The organism is Clostridium sp. NkU-1, assembly GCA_001312405.1.
Genome location: BBDR01000009.1, coordinates 60,156 through 80,736, shown reverse-complemented (window position 1 = coordinate 80,736; position 20,581 = coordinate 60,156). Strand labels below are relative to the sequence as shown.

Below are 20,581 nucleotides of genomic sequence, written 5' to 3'. Positions count from 1 at the left end.
ATCTCAAAGTGCTGTACTCCCTGCTTTCGTTTCCTTAAATCAAACTCTCAGAAACTGATCTGACGATTATTCACGCGGAGGCAGCGAGCCGGGCAGATATGCTTGCATATCCATTTGGCGACTGCCCGCGGGAAAAATACCTGCAACTTGTTGTAGGTATTTTACTTACCGCAATATGCGATGGCCTCGATTTCAACCAGAGCATTCTTTGGAAGAGCTGCCACTTCAAATGCGGCTCTTGCCGGGCATTCTCCTACAAAGAAGGATGCATAAACTTCGTTCATTGCTCCAAACTCACTGATATTCTTTAATAAAACAGTTGTCTTAACCACGTTGGCCATGGATAAGCCTTCGCTTTCCAGAATGGCTTTGATGTTTGTCAATGACTGCTTTGTCTGGGATACGATATCCTCACCTGCAAATTCTCCGGTAGCAGGGTCAATTGGAAGCTGTCCTGATATAAATACGTAATCGCCTCCACGAACGCCCTGAGAATATGGGCCGATTGCTGCCGGCGCTTTTTCTGTTGCTAATACCTTTTTCATAATGATGTGTCTCCTTTCGCTCATTTCTCTGATAATTCTAGATTAGCACACATTCCGTAAAAGTCAAGAAATTTTTTTTAGGTGTTCTTAAAAAAATTCAGTCCATTATACCTTTTTACCCCTTGTCATCTGGTATTGAATACTATATAATATGATATAATAAAGGGGATCATCCCTTATGTGCGGCCGCCGCCGTGCAGAAGGCCGGCGCCCCGCGGGCATATTTTTATGTCCAAAAGGCATGGGCAGGAAAGAGGAAAACATATGAAGACCAACGACGAAAGAATGCAGGACATCCTGAAGCATCTGGAATCCTTAGACCATATCACGCCGGAAACCATTCCAAATATTGATCTGTACATGGATCAGGTCACTACCTTCATGGATGAACACTTAAAGGACACCAAACGCTATCCTGAGGACAAGGTCCTGACCAAGACCATGATCAATAATTATGCCAAGAACAACCTTCTTCCGGCTCCTAATAAAAAGAAATACTCAAGAGAACACATTCTGCTGCTGATATTTATATATTATTTTAAAAATCTGCTCTCTTTTCATGATATTGAGCAGCTTTTCCGCCCCATTACGGAAAAGCATTTTAATTCTTCGGATGGGATTCCTTTGGAGGACATCTACCGGGAAATTTTCTCCCAGGTAGAAGGCGGAATCGACCGTATCAAAGAGGATATCCTCCAAAAATACGAGCACGCCAGCAAGACCTTTGAAGATAAAGGGCTGCCAAAAGATGATCTGGAATATCTCCGTCTCTTTTCCTGGATCTGCGAGCTTTCCTTTGATGTATATTTAAAGAAGCAGATCATTGAGCAGATTATTGATGATTTAAGAGAAACCGAACCAATAAACGTAAAAAAAGAAAAAAAATGATACATGAAAAACAGGGGCAAGTACCGGCTCCCGGCTTGTCCCCTGTCTTAATCAGTCTTCTCTTTTTTCTTCCTCTAAACGCTTGAACACCATATCATATCCATCGTTTCCATAATTTAAGGAGCGGTTCACACGGCTGATGGTCGCAGTGGACGCCCCCGTCTTTTCTGCGATCTCCAGATAAGTACGGCCTTCTCGCAGCATCTTTGCCACCTCATACCTTTGGGATAAGCTTAACAGTTCATTGACTGTGCATACATCCTCAAAAAAAAGTATAGCACTCCTCTGAAGATTTCAAGGTTAAAATGGCTTCAAACAGATGGTCTACCGCATCTGTTTTAATCTTTTTATTCATAGTATCGATCAATCCCCTTTTTCTTGTTTTTACCCTTAGGTGCATTTTAACATACTAAAGTTGTAAAGTCCACCCTTCGGAGACATCATGAAAGCATAAATTTTTCTATAACATGAGCCACTCCGTCATCGTTATTGGAAAGGGTCACATAATCAGCGGCCAGCCTCACCGGGAGAACTGCATTTTCCATAGCAACGCCAAGGCCTGCATACTGGATCATGGACAAATCATTGTAGCCGTCTCCGCAGGCAATCATCTCCTCCCTGCTCATGCCAAGCTTCATAAGCAAACGCTCCAGACTTGCCGCCTTGTCAACTCCTTTAGGAAGTATCTCCAGAAAATAGGGTTCTGAACGGTAAACGCTGTAATCACGCCCCAGGGCCGCCTTTACCTTTGGTTCCACCATGGCAAGGTAGTCACCTTCATCAAGCATCAGGAATTTTACAACCGGAAACTGTACATAAGCCTCCATATCCTGGATTTCTTTTACTTCCAGCTTGTTGATGGTCGATTCCTTTTCCACATATTCATCCCCGGCATTGGGCGTGATGATCAGATCATCCTCATAGGTAAGGATGTTCACCCCATGCTCCTTTGCCATACGGATGATTCTGGAATTTGAGGACACAGGCAGTTCTCTTGCAAAAACCGTTTCCCCGGTTCTGCAGTCAATGATTCGCCCTCCGTTAAAGGACAGAATGTATCCTCCTGACTCATGAAGCTCCAATTCTCTGGCAAGGGGCATTACCCCATAAGTCGGCCGTCCGGAAGCCAGTACAATGATTCCGCCTGTCGTTTTAATTCAAAAAGTGCCTCTTTGGTCCTGGGTGTGATCTTCTTATTTCTGTCGGTCAGCGTCCCATCCAAATCCAGCACAATCATCCGATAGTCCATTGAATTTCTCCTGTTTTGTAAATTTTACTATAGCAGTATAACACAGTTTCTCTTCTTATTCCATCCTAAAATACAGAAATATATAAATGGGCGGAACTGCAGCCTGGCCCCTCTCATACATTGCCACTAGGAGAGAATAAGAAGGGGAGAATCATATGAAAAAGACAATCGCCTTATTCCTGGTTGCATTCATGCTGGCTGTCTCCCTGACAAGCTGCAGAACTACGGCCAGAAAGCATATAAGACCTCTTTTTTTATCATGTATCTGTCAGGGCCACGGTATTATAGAAACAAGCGTCTATTATCCTGCGACATTCGCCAAATGCCGCTTTGCAGCGCCTGGTTCATTGCTTTCATGGCATTATAAAATTTTGTAAGACAAAGTACCTTCCCATATTCTCATAATAAAATGTAGTATTAAGATTTCTCAAAGGAGGATTTTATGAGAAAAGCCTATCACTTACTTCTGGCGGCCATACTCACCGGAGCGTCTTTACTTAGCCTGACTGCCTGCGGCCCAAAAGCAAAGGCATCTGAATTAACTCCGGTCACACTAAATGAAGTTGCCCATTCCATCTTCTACGCTCCCCAGTATTCAGCCATTGAACTGGGATATTTTGAAGATGAAGGCATTAACTTAACCTTAGTCAACGGGGCCGGCGCCGACAAGGTCATGACTGCTCTGATATCAGGCGATGCTGATATCGGATTTATGGGTTCTGAGGCCAGCATCTATACTTACGCAAACGGATCGAAAGACTATGCCGTCAACTTCGCCCAGCTGACCCAGAGAGCCGGAAACTTTCTTGTAGGAAGAAACTCTCAGCCTGACTTTAAATGGACGGATCTAAAAGGCAAAAAGGTACTGGGCGGAAGAGCCGGGGGAATGCCGCAGATGGTATTCGAGTATATCCTGAAAAAAAATGGCATTGACCCTGTCACGGACTTATCTATTGACCAGAGCATAAACTTCGGCCTGACTGCTGCGGCATTTACCAGCAATGACGCAGACTATACCGTGGAGTTCGAACCATTTGCCACAGGGCTTGAAAAAGAAGGCAACGGCCACGTAGTGGCTTCTCTTGGCGTTGATTCCGGTTATGTTCCTTACACTGCCTACAGTGCAAAGAAAAGCTATCTGGAGAAAAATCCGGAAACCATTCAGAAATTCACCAATGCCATTCAAAAAGGTCTGGAATATGTAAATTCCCATTCATCGGAAGAAATCGCAAAAGTGATCCAGCCCCAATTTAAGGAAACCGACGTAGCCACCATTGCAGCCATTGTTGAACGCTACAAGGCACAGGATACCTGGAAAAAGGATACCGTGTTTGAAAAAGAGAGCTTTGAGCTTCTGGAAAATATTCTGGAGGAATCAGGACAACTAAAGGAACGGGTTCCCTATGAAACCCTTGTGACCACAGTTTATTCCGAAAAGGCCGCAAAATAAATCCCGTCTTTTTTTATTGAACAATCAATTATATAAAAAATAAATTGTACCCTGATAGTAAGACATAGAAAAAGTAGCTGTGTCTTACCGTCAGGGTACCATTTACCCCTTTTCTTCCACAACCAGGTTCTTTCATATCATGAACGGACCCCGGTTCTGCTCATCTATATGGCACAATACGTCAAAAAAAGGAGGATAATATGCTCGCGAAACCTAGGAACATATGATATACTTTACATAGAAGCACAATCAAAATAGGAAGATGGAAAGGACTTGATAGAATGGACTTAATGGAAGCAATCCTCACAAGAAAAAGTTATCGTAAAACATTCAAACCGGATCATGTACCTGATGCCGATTTAAAAGAGATTCTGGAAGCAGGCGTAGCTGCTCCCTCCGGCTGCAATCAGCAGACAACCTGTTTTATTGCAGTAAACGATCAGAAGACAGCGTATGATCTGGCTGCTATTTATGGTGCCTCATGGGCACTTACCGCTCCTGCAGCAATCCTTCTGTTGTCAAAAGAAACGATTTCCTATAAGGGTAATTCCTATCACATACATGATTACTCTGCCGCAGCTGAAAACATTCTTTTGGCTATCAATGCAAAGGGATATGCAGCTACCTGGGTTGAGGGACAGATTGAGGGAGAAAAGGCAAAGAAAATGGGAGAGCTTCTTGGCGTACCGGAAGATTTAACGGTAGCTATCTATATGCCTTTGGGAATTCCAGACGAAGTAAATCCTGGTGTAACAAAAAAACCATTTGAAGAAAGAGCATGGTTAAACGGATACGGAAAAGACTTTTAATTTACAGTGGATATAAAAAGGACCAAACCTAACAAGTAATTCTTGTTAGATTCAGTCCTTTTTCTCATAATGACTATTGTCAGAAAAAAACTCCTGGCACGGTTCTGGTTATTTACCTGTAATAGGCAGTATTCCAGATACGGAGGTATGGTCCTTTCATTATTATATCCCATTCCAGGAACCATCCGCTTCCACTTTGTATCCATCAGGAGTCACGGTATCCGTAAGCAGAGCACCTCTGGCTCCGTCTGAAATTGTATTAAAATAGTACCATTTTCCGTCCAGCAGATTCCACCTTCGGCCATCTGTCCCTGAATAGCCGCTCCCGGCCGGTCAAGATAATATTTTCTTCCATTTTCTTCTATCCAGCCGATCAGCATATAGCCTTCTTTGTTAAAATAATACCAACCGGAAACTCCATTCCAGGTAACATATTCCCAACCCAGGCACTGGTCCGGTCAGATGTATAGTTAAACTTCCACCCCTTCCCATCCTTTGCCCAGGAACCTGCCGCCGGAGATTTTCCATCAGAACGTGTAGTACTAGGTCCGCCGGTTACGTTAACAGGGCTGCTTGCATTTGCTCCTGTCCTTGAAATTGTGTCTTCAGAAGATGACTTTTCAGAGGATGTATTTCTAGAAGGCTTATCTCCAGAAGGCTTATCTCCAGGATTCGTCCCGTTTTCATTATCCTTAGGGTTTGAAGGATTCTGGTTATCGTCTTTACCGCCCGAATCCTGACCCTGAGTAACAACATAGTTGAATTTAGGCTTATGGTCGCTGTGTACTTGAAAATGCCGTTTCCTCCTGCACACCCGCAGTTCGCCGTAGCAGCAGATGCACTTCTGGTCTTTGTTCCGTTGGATCCATTTGTGTAATTCATGACCTCATTGTAAAGGTTCTCCGTTTTATCTGCTTCTGGGGTTATAATATCTGTATTAACTGTAAATCCGTTTTTCGTAGAATGGTGGTGTCTGCCGGAATGTATAAGTCATAGTTTGTTCCTTCATCCCACTCTCCATATCCAAAATAACTGTTTAAATTAATTGCAAAGCAATCAAACACGGACCTTTGTAAATTTTTATTTTTATACTCCACTTTTTCCAGACTTTCACAGTATGACAGGGAGCAAGGCTCCGTCCTGGCAATGCTGGCCGGTAAGGTGAGGCCGGTAAGATTTGTGCAGTAGAAAAATGTATCAGAAGGAAGATCTTTTAACTTCATATTATCCGGGAAAATTACTTTTTCCAGATCCCGGCACCATTCAAAAGTACAGGTACCCATGGTTTCCAGCGATGCCGGCAGCTTTACATACTCTAAGAAACTGTTGCGGAAAACACCGGTTCCCATATAGCGGATGCTGTCTGTCAATTCCATGGTCCGGATGCCGCTTCCTGAAAAGGCAAAATCTCCCAGTGTCGTTACCGTAGATGGAATTCCCACATACTCCAGAGAATCGCAGCTGCTGAAACAGCCGTTGTCTATGACTTCTACCCCGTAAGGCAGCGTTATGGTTTCCAGCTTTGAACAGGAGTTGAACGTAAATGCCCCTGTATTCTTTAAAGCAGAACCCTCTTCAAATACCACATCTTTAAGATTTTTATTAAGATAAAATGCACGGTCTCCAATGGTCTTTACGGTTTTGGGAATTTTTATGCCGGTCAGCTTGCTGCATTCAAATGCCTCCACTCCGATTTCTTCCAGACCCTCCGGCAGTTCAATGTTCTCCAGCGGGAACCTGTCAAAAGCACGGTTTCCAATCCGCTTTAAAGATGCGGGAAGGGTTAGCTCCTGAAATCCGGCTGCACCATAGAAGAAGTTATCTGGGATTTCCGTTACGCCTTCCGCAATTTCAATGGTCTTTACCTTACAGTTGTCAAGTACATAGGTTCCCCATTCTATATTTGGCGTAATGGTTATACTGTCTAATGTCCTCTGGGCAAACGCTCCGTTTCCAACCTTCTTAAGGGTAACAGGAAATAAGATTGTATTCAGATTATCGCCTTTGGCGGAATCCCAGTTGGCCGGTCTCTGCCCTGCAGGAACCTTAAATGCGTATCCGCTGATTTCCTCTACGCCCTTTGGGATTTTATATACAGTATCTTCCCTTCCATTGGGATAATAAAGCAATGTTTTCTTATCCTTGGTGTAAAGCACGCCCTCCACATCCGCATAGGACGGATTATCTTCACTTACATTTATTTCTTTAAGTCCGTCACACCAGAATGCCTCGGCAGCAAATTCTTTGTCCCCAATCAGCCCTACACCTGCCGGGATATCCACCTTTGTCAAATGGGCATACTGGAATGCTCCCTGGCCAATTCTCTTAAGACTCTGGGGCATGGTAATCTCTGTAATAGCATTGCATTTGAAAAAAAGCGTACTGTTCGATTGTCTCCAGACCTTCCGGCAATACCACATCTGATAAAACCTGGCAGCTTTCAAATGTATTTTTTTGCTATAACCGTGATTTCCGTCTGACTTAGGTCAACACGTTCAAGAGCAAGACACTGATAGAAAGCGTTGCTTCCGATCACTCTCAGACTTTCAGGAAAAGTTACACCGGTCAGCTTCTGACAGTTATAAAAAGCCTCACTGCCGATACTGGACAAGGTGTCGGGGAGTGTGATTGTCTCCAGCTGCTGCAGCCATTAAATGTCCCATCTCCAATGGAAGTTATTCCTGCTTCTATGGTTACCGTTTTAATTTTTGTATTATTGTTAAATGCTCCGGCCTTAATCTTTGTAACAGTCTTTCCATTGATGGTTTCAGGAATCGTAATAGAAGTTTCCTTGCTTCCGGATTTTAACCCTTTGATAATAACTCCTTCGGATGATGAATCAATCACTGCATCCAGGTAATCTTCTGGCCCCGATAAGACTTCATCATCTTCATATGGATCAAGGTCATTTGAAAGCTCGTTGCTAGTCCCAAATAAACACTCACCTAATGCCTCCTCATACTCATCCTCCAGGTTCTTTGGGCAATGGAACGTAATTTCATTATCATCAAAGACCGCATTACCCATCTTAGGTGCTTTTCCATAAAAATAAACCTCTTTCAGATAATCATTATATGTAAAAGCAAAGTCTCCTATTGTTTTAATCGTATGAGGTATTGATACCTTCTCAATCTCAATACTAAGCCACTGGAAAGCATTATCTCCAATTCCTGTAATGATTACCCCATCAATCTTCGACGGTATCTCTATATCCGTGTCAGTCCCATTATATCCGGTAATCACTCCATTTTCACTGACCTCAAAGCCTTCACCCGATACAGCAGCCTGAGCCTTCTTTGCTGATCCAGCCTGATTTAGCGGCTTACTCTGTTCTTCATCCACATGTCCTGTCAGGCCGTCATCTGACGCCGGTCTTTCATTTTCCGGCTTTGTTTCATTCTCATTTTGCTGATTTTCGTCCGTTTTCTCTTTTTCTGTCTGGCTTTCTTCTTCCTGGCTTTTTTCCTCCTGACTTTCCTCCGCCTGGCTCTCTTCCGTCTGGTTTTCTTCCACCTGACTTTCTTCCGTCTTGTCATCTTCAGACTCGCTGTGGTCTTTCTCGTCCGTCTCCTGATTCTCTTCCTTACTGTCGTTCTCTGAATCAGCAACCGTTTCTTCGGACTCTTGAGCTTCCTTTTCCTCTACCAGCTCTTCTCCATTACTTTCATCACCTGCATCATTAACCCCTTTGCCAGACTCATGACTTTCCTGTTCCTTTACCAGTTCCTCCCCATAAACAGGCAGGTTTAAAGGGATCGCTGTTGTAAGGACCACTGCCGCCATTATAGATGCGGCTGCTCTCCATACTCCCTTGCCTCTCACATGTTTTCTTCTCATTTTTCTCTACCTCTCCTTTACTTATAATATTGGGATTCAAACATAACATGCGGTTATGTTTTTCCATTTGTGCCTGGGCTTTAATAAAAGGATTATCAGACTTCCCTCTTATTTCAGCGTTCGTTTTAAGCAGGTTAGACCACTAATTGCCAGAGTGTTCACATTACCAGACTAATTAACTCAGCAATGAGCAAACGGTAACTCCCCACTACCTGTCATCACTGATTGGAAGATTACTTATAAACACCACTGGTATTGATGTCTCCAAAAGCAAACCCATGATCACCGTCATGGAACTTCTGGGTGAAATTGTGGAAAAGCCTTTTGCAATCCGCCGCACCGCAAGAGAACTAAAAGAGCTGGCCTGCTCTCCCGAAAGCTTATACGATGAGACTTGAATCATTGTGGAGTACACCGGCAAATACTAGCCCCCCTTAGCACGATATATCCCGCTGATTCTGGTTCTTATGTCAGCGCTGTCCATGCAAAGCTGATCCATGGCTGCGATAACAACTCTGTCCGTAAGGTTAAGACCGGTAAAGTGGATGCGGTCAGAATTGCTGACTACGGACTTTCTAACTGGGTACTTTTAAAGCCTTACGCCCCACAGGAGGATACCCGGCTCCTTTTAACAGCTAATAGATGCCAGTACACCCAGTACTCGAACCTCATATCAGCTTCCAAAAACAATTTCTATTCTTAATCAGGCCTTAGCAGGCACCGATACCTATTTCCTTGAACTACGCCCCCAAATGAAAACTAAGAATCACACTATCAGCGAAGGCAGAGGCTCCCATGATTTTCTCTCCCTTAGCACCAGGCAAAAACCACTTCTCGACTTCGCAGCAGGCTCTTTACCTTTTGCAAATTTTAAGTTTGGAAATATCTAATTTATGTAAATAAAAATGTTTAAAAAAACAGCAATTCGCTATTCTCAAATGAGAATAACGATGGTATAATAAAAGTTAGGTACAATTTTTTTAGGTCACCTAACTTTTTTTGTTTATTTTCACTATAACAGCATTATATTTAAAAAATCAACCCTAATTTTTTTTATAAGGAGTACTTTGCATGAATTTTCAATTTTTATCTTTCCTGCCTATTTTAGCCTCCCTGATTCTAACAGCCCCGGTCGTCGAATCCGCATCCGCAGCCCAGGAAATTCCCGGCCTGATTTCCCAATGGGAGGATACATTTCCTTCTCCTGTTGCTGTGATACAGCTGCCCAAAGGATTATCTGATGATTCCATTTTCAATCTCATTGACAACTATGAGATAAACTGTGCTTCCTTTCCCTGTGAAGCCTCTGACCTAAGCTTTACCCTTCTGACGGAGAAGGGGGATTTCGGCACCTACGAATTCCGGTTATCCATGCAGGCCTCTGAAGATTCGCTTCATACAGCGGCAGACAGCCTTTCTTCCGCAATGATCCAAATGGCAGAAGACGTACGCCGTACTGCCCCATCGGACCTGCCTCAGGATCTTCTTTACACGGCCTTCCAGAAAGTATCCGGCAATGCTTCCTACGATTACACCCTTGCCTCCCTTTCCGGTACCGGCCGAATGGCGGAATCCATGCACTTTGACCGTACTGCCTATGGCGCCCTGGTTACCAAAAATACCGTCTGCACCGGCTATTCCAGAGCACTGAAAGGTATATGTGACCAGCTGGGAATCCCCTGTTGGGTCATAATCGGTACAAAAATGGGAATCGAACACAGCTGGAATGCCGTTAAACTAGGCAGCCAGACTTCCTATATAGACTGTACTGCTGCTGCCGTTGGAGGACAGGAGTTCGATCCTTTCCTATTTGACAAGGTACTGGCAGACCGATATCAATATTCTCCCGCCTCATATTCCATCCCACCGTGCAATCGGAGAGCCAATGAAATGCGATCTTATCATAATGCAGTCTCAATTCAAGAAAACCCGACGCAGCCGCCATTGAAGCCATTGTTGACCGCTGCAAGTCACAGGATGCCTGGAAAAAGGATACCATGTTTGAAAATGAAAGCTTTGAGTATCTGGAAAATATTCTGGAAGAATCCAGGCAATTGAGGGAATGGGTTCCCTATGAAAACCTTGTCATCACAGTTTATTCTGAAAAGGCCGAAAAAATAAATACAATCTTTTTTTATCCTACAATCAGTTATGCAATAAAAGATACAGGACCTCAGCCGCTGTGGTCCTGTATCTTTATACCATAATTGAAATAACACTTACGAATATCCATACCCTTTTCTTCCAATCAGTCATACTATCACAGTCTCAAATGGCGATACCGGCAGACCCGATACGGCGCGGAGATTAGCATTCACCGGATTATTTGACCAGGCATAGCGTACTCCGGTAATTGCCTCTCCTTTTTTGGCATACAAAATCACCGCACCGCCCTGGATCCGGATATCTATGCCATCTGAGATCCATTCCCCTGATATGCAGACTTCAAATCCGCCTGGTTCATTTCCTGATACAGCAAATCCTCCCTCTCCATGATCAAAGTGAAGTATTATCTCATTACCGTTCCTTTTCCCATGGGAAAATATTGGTGACAGCCATTCGCCAGGCTCATGATATGCAATCTCATACGCCGCCATGGCCATTCTCTCCCCTACCGTCTTTTTATCCGTTGGATGAAGGTCATTGTATTCGCCGCAATCTATGGCAACTACCATGGCGCTGTTCGCCAGCTTGGCAAGACTTTGCTGCATATTCCGAAACTGAACCCAGTTTCCTGCATCTTCAAGATCATAATTGGGTAACTGTACATAAATAACGGGGAATTTCCCCATATGCCATTTTCGTCTGTAATCCCCTATCATACACTTGAAATACCGGGGATAGGAACGGGCGTCATCCGCGTTACACTCTCCCTGATACCAGCACATACCCCAAATAGGAAAATCATGAAGAGGCGCTATCATAGACTGGTACATCCCCATGGGTTTTTTTCTCAAAAAAGGTCTGAGGAACAAGAGTTTCCATGGATGCACCTCTCTTATACTTCCAGCCTTCAGAGATGGGCAGCACCTCTCCTGTTCCAAAAATCATTTGATGGGACTTCCCTTTGGTGAAATCAATCCATCTGGACACAGCGATCACACGTATTGTAATCTCATGGTCCCCTTCGGTCAGGCCTTCCAGGTGATATTCTCTTGGTGGGTATCTGTATGTGATATTTCCGATGCACCGCCCGTCTACGTAAGTGTAATCCGCATCCTTAATGGTACCCAGGGAGAGGCGGAGCGGCTTGCCTGAACGTTCAGGCGGGATCGTCACAGTCTTTTTAAACCAAACAGAACCAGGGTTTTCAAAATCTTCATTCCAATAGAAATTATCGGTAAGGTCGACAGCTTTCCATGTGTCCTGCAAGCCGGCATTTAGCCAGTCTTCTAAAATCCCACTATCCGTTTCATCTAATTTCTTATACCAGGATAAAGTCCTCTCTTCATCTTCTTTCTGTTTACCCCTGACATATTCATCCGATTTGCACTCGTCAGCTATCTTTGCTTTGCCCGGAAAAGCCGCAAGCGCTTTTCTGCTCATCCACGCCTCTATCGGCGTACCGCCTACCGCAGTAAGGATAAGACCTATGGGTACAGGATATTTTTCCCGCAATTTTACCCCAAAGAAATATCCTGCGGCTGAAAAATAAGAAGTGCTTTCCAGGGAATAGCTTTCCCATTTTCCGCCTGACAGTTCATCTGCAGGTGTCTTAAAATCCCAATTGATCGGAACGGTAAACTGGCGGATAAGTGGATCCCCGTTTTCACCATATTCCTTTGGAAAACGATACCTGACTCTTTGCATGGGCAGCTGCATATTCGACTGGCCGGACATGAGCCAGACATCTCCTATATAAATATCGGAAAATTCCTTTCTCTCACCTGCACATGTTACGGAAATAGAATAGGGGCCTCCTGCCTGCATGGGCATAAACACGAGTTTCCAATTTCCATCCTCTTGCGCCAAGGTCTCTTTCCTAAATTCGATGCTCCCATCTGCACTAAAAAGTTTGGCCTCTACCCACTCTCTCCCGGCCGCTGTACCTCTAATGGGTATCAATTCATTTCGCTGCAAGACCCCATGATCTGAAATGTATGGGGTTACACAAAGGCTGCTCATCCTTTCACTCCCGAGCTGGTCACTCCCTCTACAAAATACTTCTGGCAGCAGAAGAACAGGATCAGTGCAGGAAGCAGAGCCAGGAATGACATCGCAAGGATCTGGTTCCATTCCACTATGCCGCTGCTTTGGTCTATGGACATCTTAAGAGCCAGTGACACAGGATATTTTGAAAGGCTTGTCACATAGATCAGGGGGCCTAAGAAATCATTGAAACTCCATACGAACTGAAAGATCGTACAGCTTATCAGTGCCGGTTTCAATGCAGGGAGCAGTATCATCGTCAAAATTCCAAATGAATTACAGCCGTCTATGGTTGCCGCCTCATCCAAATACGTCGGTATGGAACGCATAAACTGGATCAGCATGAATACAAAAAACGGCTCGTTGGCAAATAAGGTTGGAGCAACCAAAGGCACATATGTATTTAACAGACCCAGGTTTTTCCATAAAATATACAGAGGAATCCTGGTTACCACCGACGGTAAAAACATGGTCGCCATAAGTATGGAGAAAAATAATTTCTTAAGCGGAAAATTAAATCTGGCAAATCCGTACGCCACCAGGGAACTGGTTACCAGACAAAACAATATCTTAGGTATAACAAAACTGAATGTGTTCAAAAAAAACGTGGTGAACGTAAATTTCGTCCTGGTTTTCCAGCCATTGATATAAGGCGTAAAGTCGATTTTGCTGGGTATGAAATTTACTGATGTAAATATTTCATTGTTCGTCTTAAAGGTAGCTCCCACAAGCCAGACGATGGGGTAAATCATAATAAGTGCCACTACCGTAAGTATGGTATATCTGAAAACAGCATTTATAATGAACTTTCTTCTTCTGCGTTTTTCAACTTCGCTGATCAAAATTGTCCGTGCCATGTCATTCCCCCTTATCCGAATAAAATACCCAGCGGTCCTGGGTAGCAAATAACACTACCGTAACAGATACGATAATAATAAACAGCACCCAGCTGGCAGCGCTTGCATAACCCATATTAAATAGCTGGAAAGCATTGTCATATATGAACATAGAGGTAAGGTAAGTAGAGTTTAAAGGCCTTTCTTCGTGATAAGGTAAGGTCCGTTGAATTCCTGGAAGGCATTGACCAGCTGCATGACCAGATTGAAGAAAATCGTCGGTGTGATCAAAGGAATCGTAATTTTGAAAAAAAGAATAAGACTTCGCAGCTCCGTCCACGCTTGCTGCTTCGTAAAGATCCTGAGGCACATCTTTAAGAGCCGCCAGAAATATCAGCATGGCTGAACCAAACTGCCAGACCTTTAAAAGTACTATGACAGCCATGGCTCCGGATCCGGAAGACAACCATTTTACAGGTCCAACACCGAATATACCAAGAAAATGGTTGATAAACCATCTTGTTGAAATAAAAAAACGCCATAATACGGCAACCGCTACATTTCCGCCCAGAAGGGAGGGTACATAGTAAGCCGTCCGATAGAAGTTTATTGCCTTAAGTTTAAAATTCAGGATAAACGCAATAAAAAGTGCAAATGCGAGCTGCAAAGGCACTGTGATTACTGTATATTTAAGAGTCTGTCTCAGTGTGCCTAAAAAGTCTTTATCTTTAAATAACTTCGCATAATTGGCAAATCCTATAAAGTTTGGCTCTCTGACCAGGTTGTAATCCGTAAAGCTGATAATAAGAGCGTTGATAAAGGGATACAATGTAAGAAAAACCATTCCGATTATCCAGGGGAGAATATACAAAAGCCCGATCTTGCTGTTTTTCAAAAAAATTCCTCCTAGTTATTAGTGAAATAGCCGCAAAAAGCTATATGGTTAATATGTTCTTAAACCGGAGTACCGGTTTGTCATTGCGGGCCACCGGGCAGTGAAAGGCCCCATTGTCAAGGGGATATTCGCAATCCGCGCCCCTACTTGATTCGGTTAAACAGCGTGAATCCTTCGCCTCTCTTCCGGCAGACCTACAATGACCAATGAGACAGCAGCTGATTTCCCAACCGGCAGTTATTATTTCATTTTATTTCCCGTATTCCGCTTTCAGCTTTGCAACCTGAGCAGATGCTTCATCAAAGAATGCCTGTGCAGCTTCATCTGCAGTGCTTGCACCCAATTCATATTTCTCATAGTTGCTCTCATAGGAACTTGTAAATACAGCATCTTCAAAGATAGGGGAGTTATTGATAACTTCTGCCTTATCCGTAAAGTCATAAGCCTGCTTTACGGCTCCCGTAATCTGTCCGTCAGCTTCAAGTGAAGCTTTTGCAGCCTTTGATGCCACCATACCTCTCTTTGAACCCATAAGCTTTGTACCTTCCGGATCATTTAAGATATACTGTAAAAATTCTGCTGCTTCTCTGGGGTGCCTGGAGTTTTTGGAAATGGCAAATGTCAGTGAGGGTTTTGCCATGGTTCCTTTAAATACTGCTCCGTCTATAGTTGGAAGAGGTGCTACGATAAGTTCATCTCCTTTATCTGCAAGTGTCTGTGCGTTGGAAGCAATACCACCTGTCCACTCAAGTACTCCCAAATAACCGCCATCAATATATTTTGCATTTTGGGCGATGGATACAGGGTCATTTCCTACATTTTCAAGATAATCCTGCCTGGAGCAGAATACATGGAGATCTGCCAGTTCCTTGTACCAGGTCATAGCATCTTTGTAGTCCTCTACCGTGTAATTCATATTCAGATTTTCATCGAATTCACCCTTACCTGTCTTCTGCTGCAGATAATAAATGGCCGCAAAACGGAAAGTCGGGCTTACGATCAGGTAAGAGTTGGGATTCTGCGCCGTAATGACTTTTGCCGCTTCCTTGTACCCTTCAAATGTAGATGGGATCTCTTCAATACCCGCTCTTTCAAATGCAGATTTGTTCAAATAAACGCCCAGAGTGTTCTGTCCGTAGGGGACTGCCTGCATCACACCGGCAGTTTTTCCTGTCTCTAAAAATCCCTCATCATACTGGGAGAAGTCAACTATATCCGCAACCTGGCCCAAATCATAAAAACCAGTGCCGTCCGGGCTGTATTTGATGAGCCACGGATAATTGACCGTCATGATATCGGCTTCCGTACCGCCTGCGTAACGGGTAGTAAAGGTCTCTTCCAGGTTGCCGAAACCGGAAGGCTCACCTGTCACTTCGATTGAGCCCGTATGAGCCGCATTAAATGCGTCAATAGCTTCCTGGGTGGCCTGATGGCGGTCGTCATTGCCCCACCAGGAAAAACTGATCTGAGCCAGCTCACCGTCCGCCGCCCCATCTGACTTTGCCTCACCGGCATTTCCCGATGACACCGCCGTTGCCGAGCCTCCTCCATTACCGCCGCACCCGGTGAAACTGACTGTTGCCGCTAAAACTGCTGCTAGTACAACTGAACTTCTCTTCCACTTTTTCATAATACTTTTTCCTTCCTTTTCTTTTTTATTTGCAGGGCCTGCAAAACCCCATGCCGCCTGAATTTACAATGAGCAGTCATTAAAACCATTTTTATTTGACAACTTTTAGTCATAGATCTTCCTGCCACGGGCATCAGGGATTCCTGACTTGCGGCAGAAGTAAGTATTGATTTGATCCCGCCAATTAATTGCATTTTCTCTTTGTTTCAAAAGACGGTCTCTCACATTCATATAGCTTTCTTTATCTAAGAAAGGCTCAAGACTCTCCCAAATTCTCCCGTACTGCTCTACTTTCTCCACTCCTTCAAAATGCGTGTCATATATATGCTGTATCACAGTCTTTCCTGAGCGGAGGACATGGGTATAGGGCACATGATGGAAAAACAGCAGAAGTTCATCAGGACAGGAGGATAAGTCTTCGTATTCACTGAATCTGGCATCTGAATACTGCCTCGTATATCCGGTCCCCCTTGCGACCGAGCGTTCTCTGCCTATCCCGTTGCGGTCCGCATAATGGTAGGTACCCCATTTGTCATATTCGTATCCGTCAATGTCCACTCCGTAATGAATACCCGGTTTGCACATAAATCCTACTGCCAGAGGACAGGTATAGTTTTCATAAACACCTCTGGAAGTAGTAAGGATATCCACGACCTTTGCAGCCCCGTCTTCAGGGAGCTCAAAGGTCAGGTTTACCCATTCTCCGGCTATCGCTTCAGAGCTGAGGGAGTTGTCCCATACAAGCCTTCCATATCCATAAAGATTTGCCTGAGCGAGTTTGCTGCCTGTCCAGTTTGGATCCATGCCAACACTTCCCACTGCCGCTATTCCTGACCGCTTGGGATCCGGCGAGTTCTTTTTGATCTCATTCTTAATAAAAGCATCTTTCCCGTAGCAGGTGTCAAAATCCAAAGTTTCTTTCCACATGGGTATTAAATAACACAGATCGATCTGATGTCCTGTGTACTCCTGGGTGATCTGAAATTCCAGTATTTGATTTGTTTTTCTAAGCGCTCCGAAAAGCGGGGAATTAGGCTCTCTGATCTGAAAATCAATAGGACCATTTTTGATCTGGAGAATGACATTGTCCTCGAACTTGCCGTCGTATGCCATAAATATATCATAAGCAGCCTTAGCGCGGTCAAGAGATCTGTCTCTCCAGTCCTGTGCACAGTTGTATACAAAACACCTCCAGATAACAATGCCTCCAAAGGGTTTAACCGCATGCGCCAGCATATTGGCACCATCTTCATGTGTCCTGTCATATGTAAATGGGCCCGGCTCTCCCTCAGAGTCCGCTTTCACGATAAAACCGCCAAATTCGGGGATTTCTTTGTATATATCAGCTGTCACTTTTTCCCACCATGCATCAACTTCCGGTGCAAGGGGATCCGCTGTGTCAAGCCCGCCTGCCGCTATGGGCGCGGCAAAGTTGATGGCAAGAAAAGTCCTGATTCCGTATTCACTGAACACATCGGCTATCTTTCTGATTTCTTTCAGATTATCGCCCGTTATGAAAAATGTCTCTTTTTTATGTACATTTACATTATTGATTGATATGGCATTGATGCCCGTACTTGCAAGAAGTCTTGCGTAAGAGCGGACGATTTCCATATCTCCTCTGAAGTTGTTTCCATCATAATAGATTGACTCTCCCGCATAACCGCGCTCAATGGAACCGTCGAAATTATCCCAATGGTTTATCATGCGGATGCTCTGATCCGGTTCGCTCATAAAGGGAAGCGTTCCTTTTGTGATCAGAATGCGGTGAAGGCTGAACACTCCATAAAGAAGCCCTTTCTCAGTAGAAGCAGTTATTCCATAGCCTGTCTCTGTCTTTCTTATCTCATATCCATCACTGCCACCAGCACCTGCCAGTGACAGCACCAGGGAAGATCCCGGATCATCCGACGGCTCTGCGCCTTCAAATAACAGGGTCAGCTCTCTCTCTATGGTTTTCATTACAATACTGTCTTTTTTATCTTTGATATGATAACCGGATATATCCGGCTGATGTACTTTCTTTATCAGCCAGCACAGATCCCTTGTTTTTGACATCACTTAAGTTCCTCCTGATTTCCGCTGCCAGCATTTCGATTTGCCGCATGGAAATTCCTTCCATTTTCATTTATTCCATTTTTATCATATAAAAGACTGTCCTTGCCCAAAGGCAAACGGACCGTCGATTTCGTAAATCCGGATTGATAGATAGCCGTAATGACTTCCAGAGCCAATCGGCCGTCTGCGCTGTCTTCCCGATGTATTTCACCTTTTTCCATAAAGCAGATAACCCGCTCTATCTGTGCCTCATGATTCTCCCTCTCTGGCTTTGGCATTGATTCCCGCACCTTCTCAAGCTCTGCGACAGTATCGGGGTCGTCTACCGGAAATCCTGAGTCTGCAGAGCGGCTGCTCCTGATCTGACAGGGGGATGAGATACCCGCTTTTTCACACTGGAAGACGAGCCTTTGGTACTGGCCATGGGTCACCAGATTTACCGCAAGGGTCACTACCGCCCCGCTTTTATAGGTGAGTATTGCCACCGACAGATCTTCTGTTTCGGCATTATCATGTGCAGCATTTGCCAGGACAGCTGTCACAGTCTCAGGAGGCCCATAATCCAGTTAAGCAGATCGATCTGGTGTACGCCGTGATTCATGGTGCAGCCTCCGCCTTCCTTCTCCCAGGTGCCTCTCCACCAAAGATCATAATAACTGTGACCGCGATACCAGAATGACTCCACCTGGCCAAAGAGCACTCTGCCTGCGGCTTTACTCTCTATCAGTGCCTTTAGTATCTGATTTTCTTTCGTAAAACGATTCTGGCAGATAACTCCCAGATAGGTGTTGGTCTCCTTTTGGACCGCTATCATTTCGTCGCATTCCGCAAGAGACAAGGCCATGGGTTTTTCCACCAGTACGTGCTTCCCTGCACGCATACATGCTATGGAAGCCGGCGAATGGGTGAAAGGCGGAGTACAGACACTTACAAGATCAATTTCCGGTCTTTTAAGCATCTCGTCATAATCCTCATAAACTTCCGCTGCAGCCAGACCATACTTCTCTTTCAGCCTCTGCGCTTTCTCAGGAAAGATATCACACAGCGCAGCTATCTGACATCTGTCTGAAAGTGCAAGGTATGCCTTAAGATGTGTTTCTGCAATAACGCCCGTTCCGATGATACCTACCATGATACTTCCTTTCTTTAAACAGTTTTCCTGGCCCGTCAGCATTTTGATTAAATAAACGTTTATTATGCTTTACATTTTAGCCAAATCCTCCAATTATGTGAATGTAATATTAAAATACCATTTGTAATTTTTTAAACATTTTTTTACTTTGTATTCTCTATTGCACATTTTTACCGGACAAGATATACTAAATGTACTAAAAAATCCTGCATCAGAAACAGCCACTGTATTTTTTTCTAAAAAAGCAGTAAAAAAATAATGGGAGGCGCAGCTTATGGAAGTAGATTTTGATAACATGATTCCCGAACTGCACTACTACATTCACAGGAAATGTACTGCGGGTTGGAAGATAGACCCGGATTACATATCTTTCATTGACATCACATATGTCATAGCGGGAAAAGCCAGATATTTCATAGACGGAACAGAATATATCGTCCGGAAAGGCGATCTGATCTGCATACCCAAGGGCACTCACAGGGCGGCAGTCAGCGTCCCGGAGGATTTAATGGAATGTTACTCCACAAACCTTTTCCTCAAAGATCAAAAGGGCGATGATATGTTTCTGCCCCTTGACCTCATCAGTCATATCGGCAATGTTCCCCAGCTCATTTCATGTTTCCATGAGATCCACGAAGAGTGGTTAAAGCGAGAGTTCGGTTATAAACTAAAGGTACGGGCCAGCATGTGCCTGATCCTCTATCATATACTGGACCTCCTTTTTAACGACAACCGGATCAGCAGTAAAGACATCCGCATCATCAACAGCATCCGCTATATGAGCACTCATTTTGCAGAGGATGTAAGTATCGATACTATGGCCAGTCTGTTTCATATCCATCCTGTGTACTATGGAAATCTGTTTAAAAAGGCAATAGGCATGACATTTAAACAGTACCTGATTTCACTTCGTCTGAATCATGCGGAAAATATGTTAAGGAGCGGTGAGGGCAACGTGAGTGATGTAGCTCTCCAAAGCGGATTTTCCGATATTTATTATTTCTCAAAACTGTTTAAAGAAAAAAAAGGAATCCCGCCTTCAAAGCTGCTCCCGCCGGAGAGGAAGAAACATGCAGAGGCATTCAAATAAGGAGGAGGTGCAG

General features: G+C 44.2%; 17 protein-coding genes and 3 pseudogenes. 6 read left to right on the top strand and 14 right to left on the bottom strand.

Translation table 11 applies throughout. The features are described from left to right. Nucleotides 1–161 precede the first annotated feature (161 nt). A complete protein-coding gene (locus JCM10519_RS14650) occupies nucleotides 162–545 on the bottom strand; it encodes a Rid family detoxifying hydrolase (RefSeq protein ID WP_054740081.1) in 384 nt (127 codons plus the stop codon). Nucleotides 546–809: 264 nt separating this feature from the next. On the opposite strand from JCM10519_RS14650, the gene JCM10519_RS14645 reads away from it, so the two are divergent. Further along, complete coding sequence (locus tag JCM10519_RS14645) at nucleotides 810–1,433, top strand: DUF1836 domain-containing protein (protein ID WP_054740079.1); 624 nt, start codon at nucleotides 810–812, stop codon at nucleotides 1,431–1,433. Between the two features lie 51 nt (nucleotides 1,434–1,484). Here JCM10519_RS14645 and JCM10519_RS14640 read toward each other — a convergent pair. Next, a pseudogene (locus JCM10519_RS14640) lies at nucleotides 1,485–1,788 on the bottom strand (YerC/YecD family TrpR-related protein). A gap of 85 nt (nucleotides 1,789–1,873) precedes the next feature. Beyond that, a pseudogene (locus tag JCM10519_RS14635) lies at nucleotides 1,874–2,670 on the bottom strand (Cof-type HAD-IIB family hydrolase). A 167-nt stretch (nucleotides 2,671–2,837) separates the two neighbouring features. Between JCM10519_RS14635 and JCM10519_RS14630 the strand changes: the two are divergent. The 3 genes from JCM10519_RS14630 (at nucleotide 2,838) to JCM10519_RS14620 (ending at nucleotide 4,941) form a co-directional block, all read left to right on the top strand. Then, on the top strand, nucleotides 2,838–3,059 hold the full coding sequence (locus JCM10519_RS14630; RefSeq protein ID WP_054740077.1) for a hypothetical protein: 222 nt from the start codon (nucleotides 2,838–2,840) through the stop codon (nucleotides 3,057–3,059). 65 nt (nucleotides 3,060–3,124) lie between these two features. Then, a complete protein-coding gene (locus JCM10519_RS14625) occupies nucleotides 3,125–4,132 on the top strand; it encodes an ABC transporter substrate-binding protein (protein ID WP_054740075.1) in 1,008 nt (335 codons plus the stop codon). Between the two features lie 281 nt (nucleotides 4,133–4,413). After that, on the top strand, nucleotides 4,414–4,941 hold the full coding sequence (locus JCM10519_RS14620; RefSeq protein ID WP_054740073.1) for a nitroreductase family protein: 528 nt from the start codon (nucleotides 4,414–4,416) through the stop codon (nucleotides 4,939–4,941). A 212-nt stretch (nucleotides 4,942–5,153) separates the two neighbouring features. On the opposite strand, the gene JCM10519_RS30245 is transcribed toward JCM10519_RS14620, so the two are convergent. The 4 genes from JCM10519_RS30245 to JCM10519_RS14600 form a co-directional block, all read right to left on the bottom strand. Beyond that, nucleotides 5,154–5,321, bottom strand: coding sequence for a hypothetical protein (locus tag JCM10519_RS30245; RefSeq protein WP_347844295.1), 168 nt, complete (start codon nucleotides 5,319–5,321; stop codon nucleotides 5,154–5,156). Next, complete coding sequence (locus JCM10519_RS14610) at nucleotides 5,315–5,755, bottom strand: hypothetical protein (RefSeq protein ID WP_054740068.1); 441 nt, start codon at nucleotides 5,753–5,755, stop codon at nucleotides 5,315–5,317. The genes JCM10519_RS30245 and JCM10519_RS14610 overlap by 7 nt, the downstream gene beginning before the upstream one ends. Nucleotides 5,756–5,864: 109 nt before the next feature. Then, entirely contained in the window at nucleotides 5,865–7,385 is a 1,521-nt protein-coding gene (locus JCM10519_RS14605; protein ID WP_054740066.1) for a leucine-rich repeat protein, read from the bottom strand. A 121-nt stretch (nucleotides 7,386–7,506) separates the two neighbouring features. After that, nucleotides 7,507–8,778 carry a leucine-rich repeat protein gene (locus JCM10519_RS14600; protein ID WP_054740064.1) on the bottom strand — a complete coding sequence of 424 codons (1,272 nt, stop codon included), beginning with the start codon at nucleotides 8,776–8,778 and terminating at the stop codon, nucleotides 7,507–7,509. Between the two features lie 1,071 nt (nucleotides 8,779–9,849). Here JCM10519_RS14600 and JCM10519_RS14595 point away from each other — a divergent pair. Beyond that, nucleotides 9,850–10,836, top strand: a complete 987-nt coding sequence (locus JCM10519_RS14595) for a transglutaminase domain-containing protein (protein WP_054740062.1) — start codon at nucleotides 9,850–9,852, stop codon at nucleotides 10,834–10,836. 194 nt (nucleotides 10,837–11,030) lie between these two features. Here JCM10519_RS14595 and JCM10519_RS14590 read toward each other — a convergent pair whose 3' ends face one another. The 7 genes and pseudogenes from JCM10519_RS14590 to JCM10519_RS30240 all read right to left on the bottom strand — a co-directional run bounded on the left by JCM10519_RS14590 (nucleotide 11,031) and on the right by JCM10519_RS30240 (nucleotide 19,478). Continuing rightward, nucleotides 11,031–11,702 carry a sialate O-acetylesterase gene (locus JCM10519_RS14590; RefSeq protein ID WP_054740059.1) on the bottom strand — a complete coding sequence of 224 codons (672 nt, stop codon included), beginning with the start codon at nucleotides 11,700–11,702 and terminating at the stop codon, nucleotides 11,031–11,033. Further along, nucleotides 11,683–12,903 carry a sialate O-acetylesterase gene (locus JCM10519_RS14585; RefSeq protein ID WP_347844294.1) on the bottom strand — a complete coding sequence of 407 codons (1,221 nt, stop codon included), beginning with the start codon at nucleotides 12,901–12,903 and terminating at the stop codon, nucleotides 11,683–11,685. Before JCM10519_RS14585 ends, JCM10519_RS14590 begins: the two co-directional genes overlap by 20 nt. After that, entirely contained in the window at nucleotides 12,900–13,784 is an 885-nt protein-coding gene (locus tag JCM10519_RS14580; RefSeq protein ID WP_054740054.1) for an ABC transporter permease subunit, read from the bottom strand. The genes JCM10519_RS14585 and JCM10519_RS14580 overlap by 4 nt, the downstream gene beginning before the upstream one ends. A 1-nt stretch (nucleotide 13,785) precedes the next feature. After that, the gene (locus JCM10519_RS14575) at nucleotides 13,786–14,658 is read right to left on the bottom strand and encodes a sugar ABC transporter permease (RefSeq protein WP_347844293.1); all 873 of its coding nucleotides are present in this window, start codon (nucleotides 14,656–14,658) and stop codon (nucleotides 13,786–13,788) included. A 250-nt stretch (nucleotides 14,659–14,908) separates the two neighbouring features. Then, a complete protein-coding gene (locus JCM10519_RS14570; RefSeq protein WP_054740053.1) occupies nucleotides 14,909–16,288 on the bottom strand; it encodes an extracellular solute-binding protein in 1,380 nt (459 codons plus the stop codon). A gap of 105 nt (nucleotides 16,289–16,393) precedes the next feature. Further along, nucleotides 16,394–18,346, bottom strand: a complete 1,953-nt coding sequence (locus JCM10519_RS14565) for an alpha-glucuronidase (protein ID WP_054740050.1) — start codon at nucleotides 18,344–18,346, stop codon at nucleotides 16,394–16,396. After that, nucleotides 18,346–19,478, bottom strand: a pseudogene (locus JCM10519_RS30240) (Gfo/Idh/MocA family oxidoreductase). Before JCM10519_RS30240 ends, JCM10519_RS14565 begins: the two are co-directional and overlap by 1 nt. 274 nt (nucleotides 19,479–19,752) lie before the next feature. On the opposite strand from JCM10519_RS30240, the gene JCM10519_RS14550 reads away from it, so the two are divergent. Continuing rightward, entirely contained in the window at nucleotides 19,753–20,568 is an 816-nt protein-coding gene (locus tag JCM10519_RS14550; protein WP_054740044.1) for a helix-turn-helix domain-containing protein, read from the top strand. The last annotated feature ends 13 nt before the right edge of the window (nucleotides 20,569–20,581 follow it).

Coding starts and splice junctions, on each gene's coding strand:
- JCM10519_RS14650 (WP_054740081.1), bottom strand. CDS start 545: ATGAAAAAGGTATTAGCAACAGAAAAAGCGCCGGCAGCAATCGGCCCA.
- JCM10519_RS14645 (WP_054740079.1), top strand. CDS start 810: ATGAAGACCAACGACGAAAGAATGCAGGACATCCTGAAGCATCTGGAA.
- JCM10519_RS14630 (WP_054740077.1), top strand. CDS start 2,838: ATGAAAAAGACAATCGCCTTATTCCTGGTTGCATTCATGCTGGCTGTC.
- JCM10519_RS14625 (WP_054740075.1), top strand. CDS start 3,125: ATGAGAAAAGCCTATCACTTACTTCTGGCGGCCATACTCACCGGAGCG.
- JCM10519_RS14620 (WP_054740073.1), top strand. CDS start 4,414: ATGGACTTAATGGAAGCAATCCTCACAAGAAAAAGTTATCGTAAAACA.
- JCM10519_RS30245 (WP_347844295.1), bottom strand. CDS start 5,321: ATGCTGATCGGCTGGATAGAAGAAAATGGAAGAAAATATTATCTTGAC.
- JCM10519_RS14600 (WP_054740064.1), bottom strand. CDS start 8,778: ATGAGAAGAAAACATGTGAGAGGCAAGGGAGTATGGAGAGCAGCCGCA.
- JCM10519_RS14595 (WP_054740062.1), top strand. CDS start 9,850: ATGAATTTTCAATTTTTATCTTTCCTGCCTATTTTAGCCTCCCTGATT.
- JCM10519_RS14590 (WP_054740059.1), bottom strand. CDS start 11,702: ATGATAGCGCCTCTTCATGATTTTCCTATTTGGGGTATGTGCTGGTAT.
- JCM10519_RS14585 (WP_347844294.1), bottom strand. CDS start 12,903: ATGAGCAGCCTTTGTGTAACCCCATACATTTCAGATCATGGGGTCTTG.
- JCM10519_RS14580 (WP_054740054.1), bottom strand. CDS start 13,784: ATGGCACGGACAATTTTGATCAGCGAAGTTGAAAAACGCAGAAGAAGA.
- JCM10519_RS14570 (WP_054740053.1), bottom strand. CDS start 16,288: ATGAAAAAGTGGAAGAGAAGTTCAGTTGTACTAGCAGCAGTTTTAGCG.
- JCM10519_RS14565 (WP_054740050.1), bottom strand. CDS start 18,346: ATGTCAAAAACAAGGGATCTGTGCTGGCTGATAAAGAAAGTACATCAG.
- JCM10519_RS14550 (WP_054740044.1), top strand. CDS start 19,753: ATGGAAGTAGATTTTGATAACATGATTCCCGAACTGCACTACTACATT.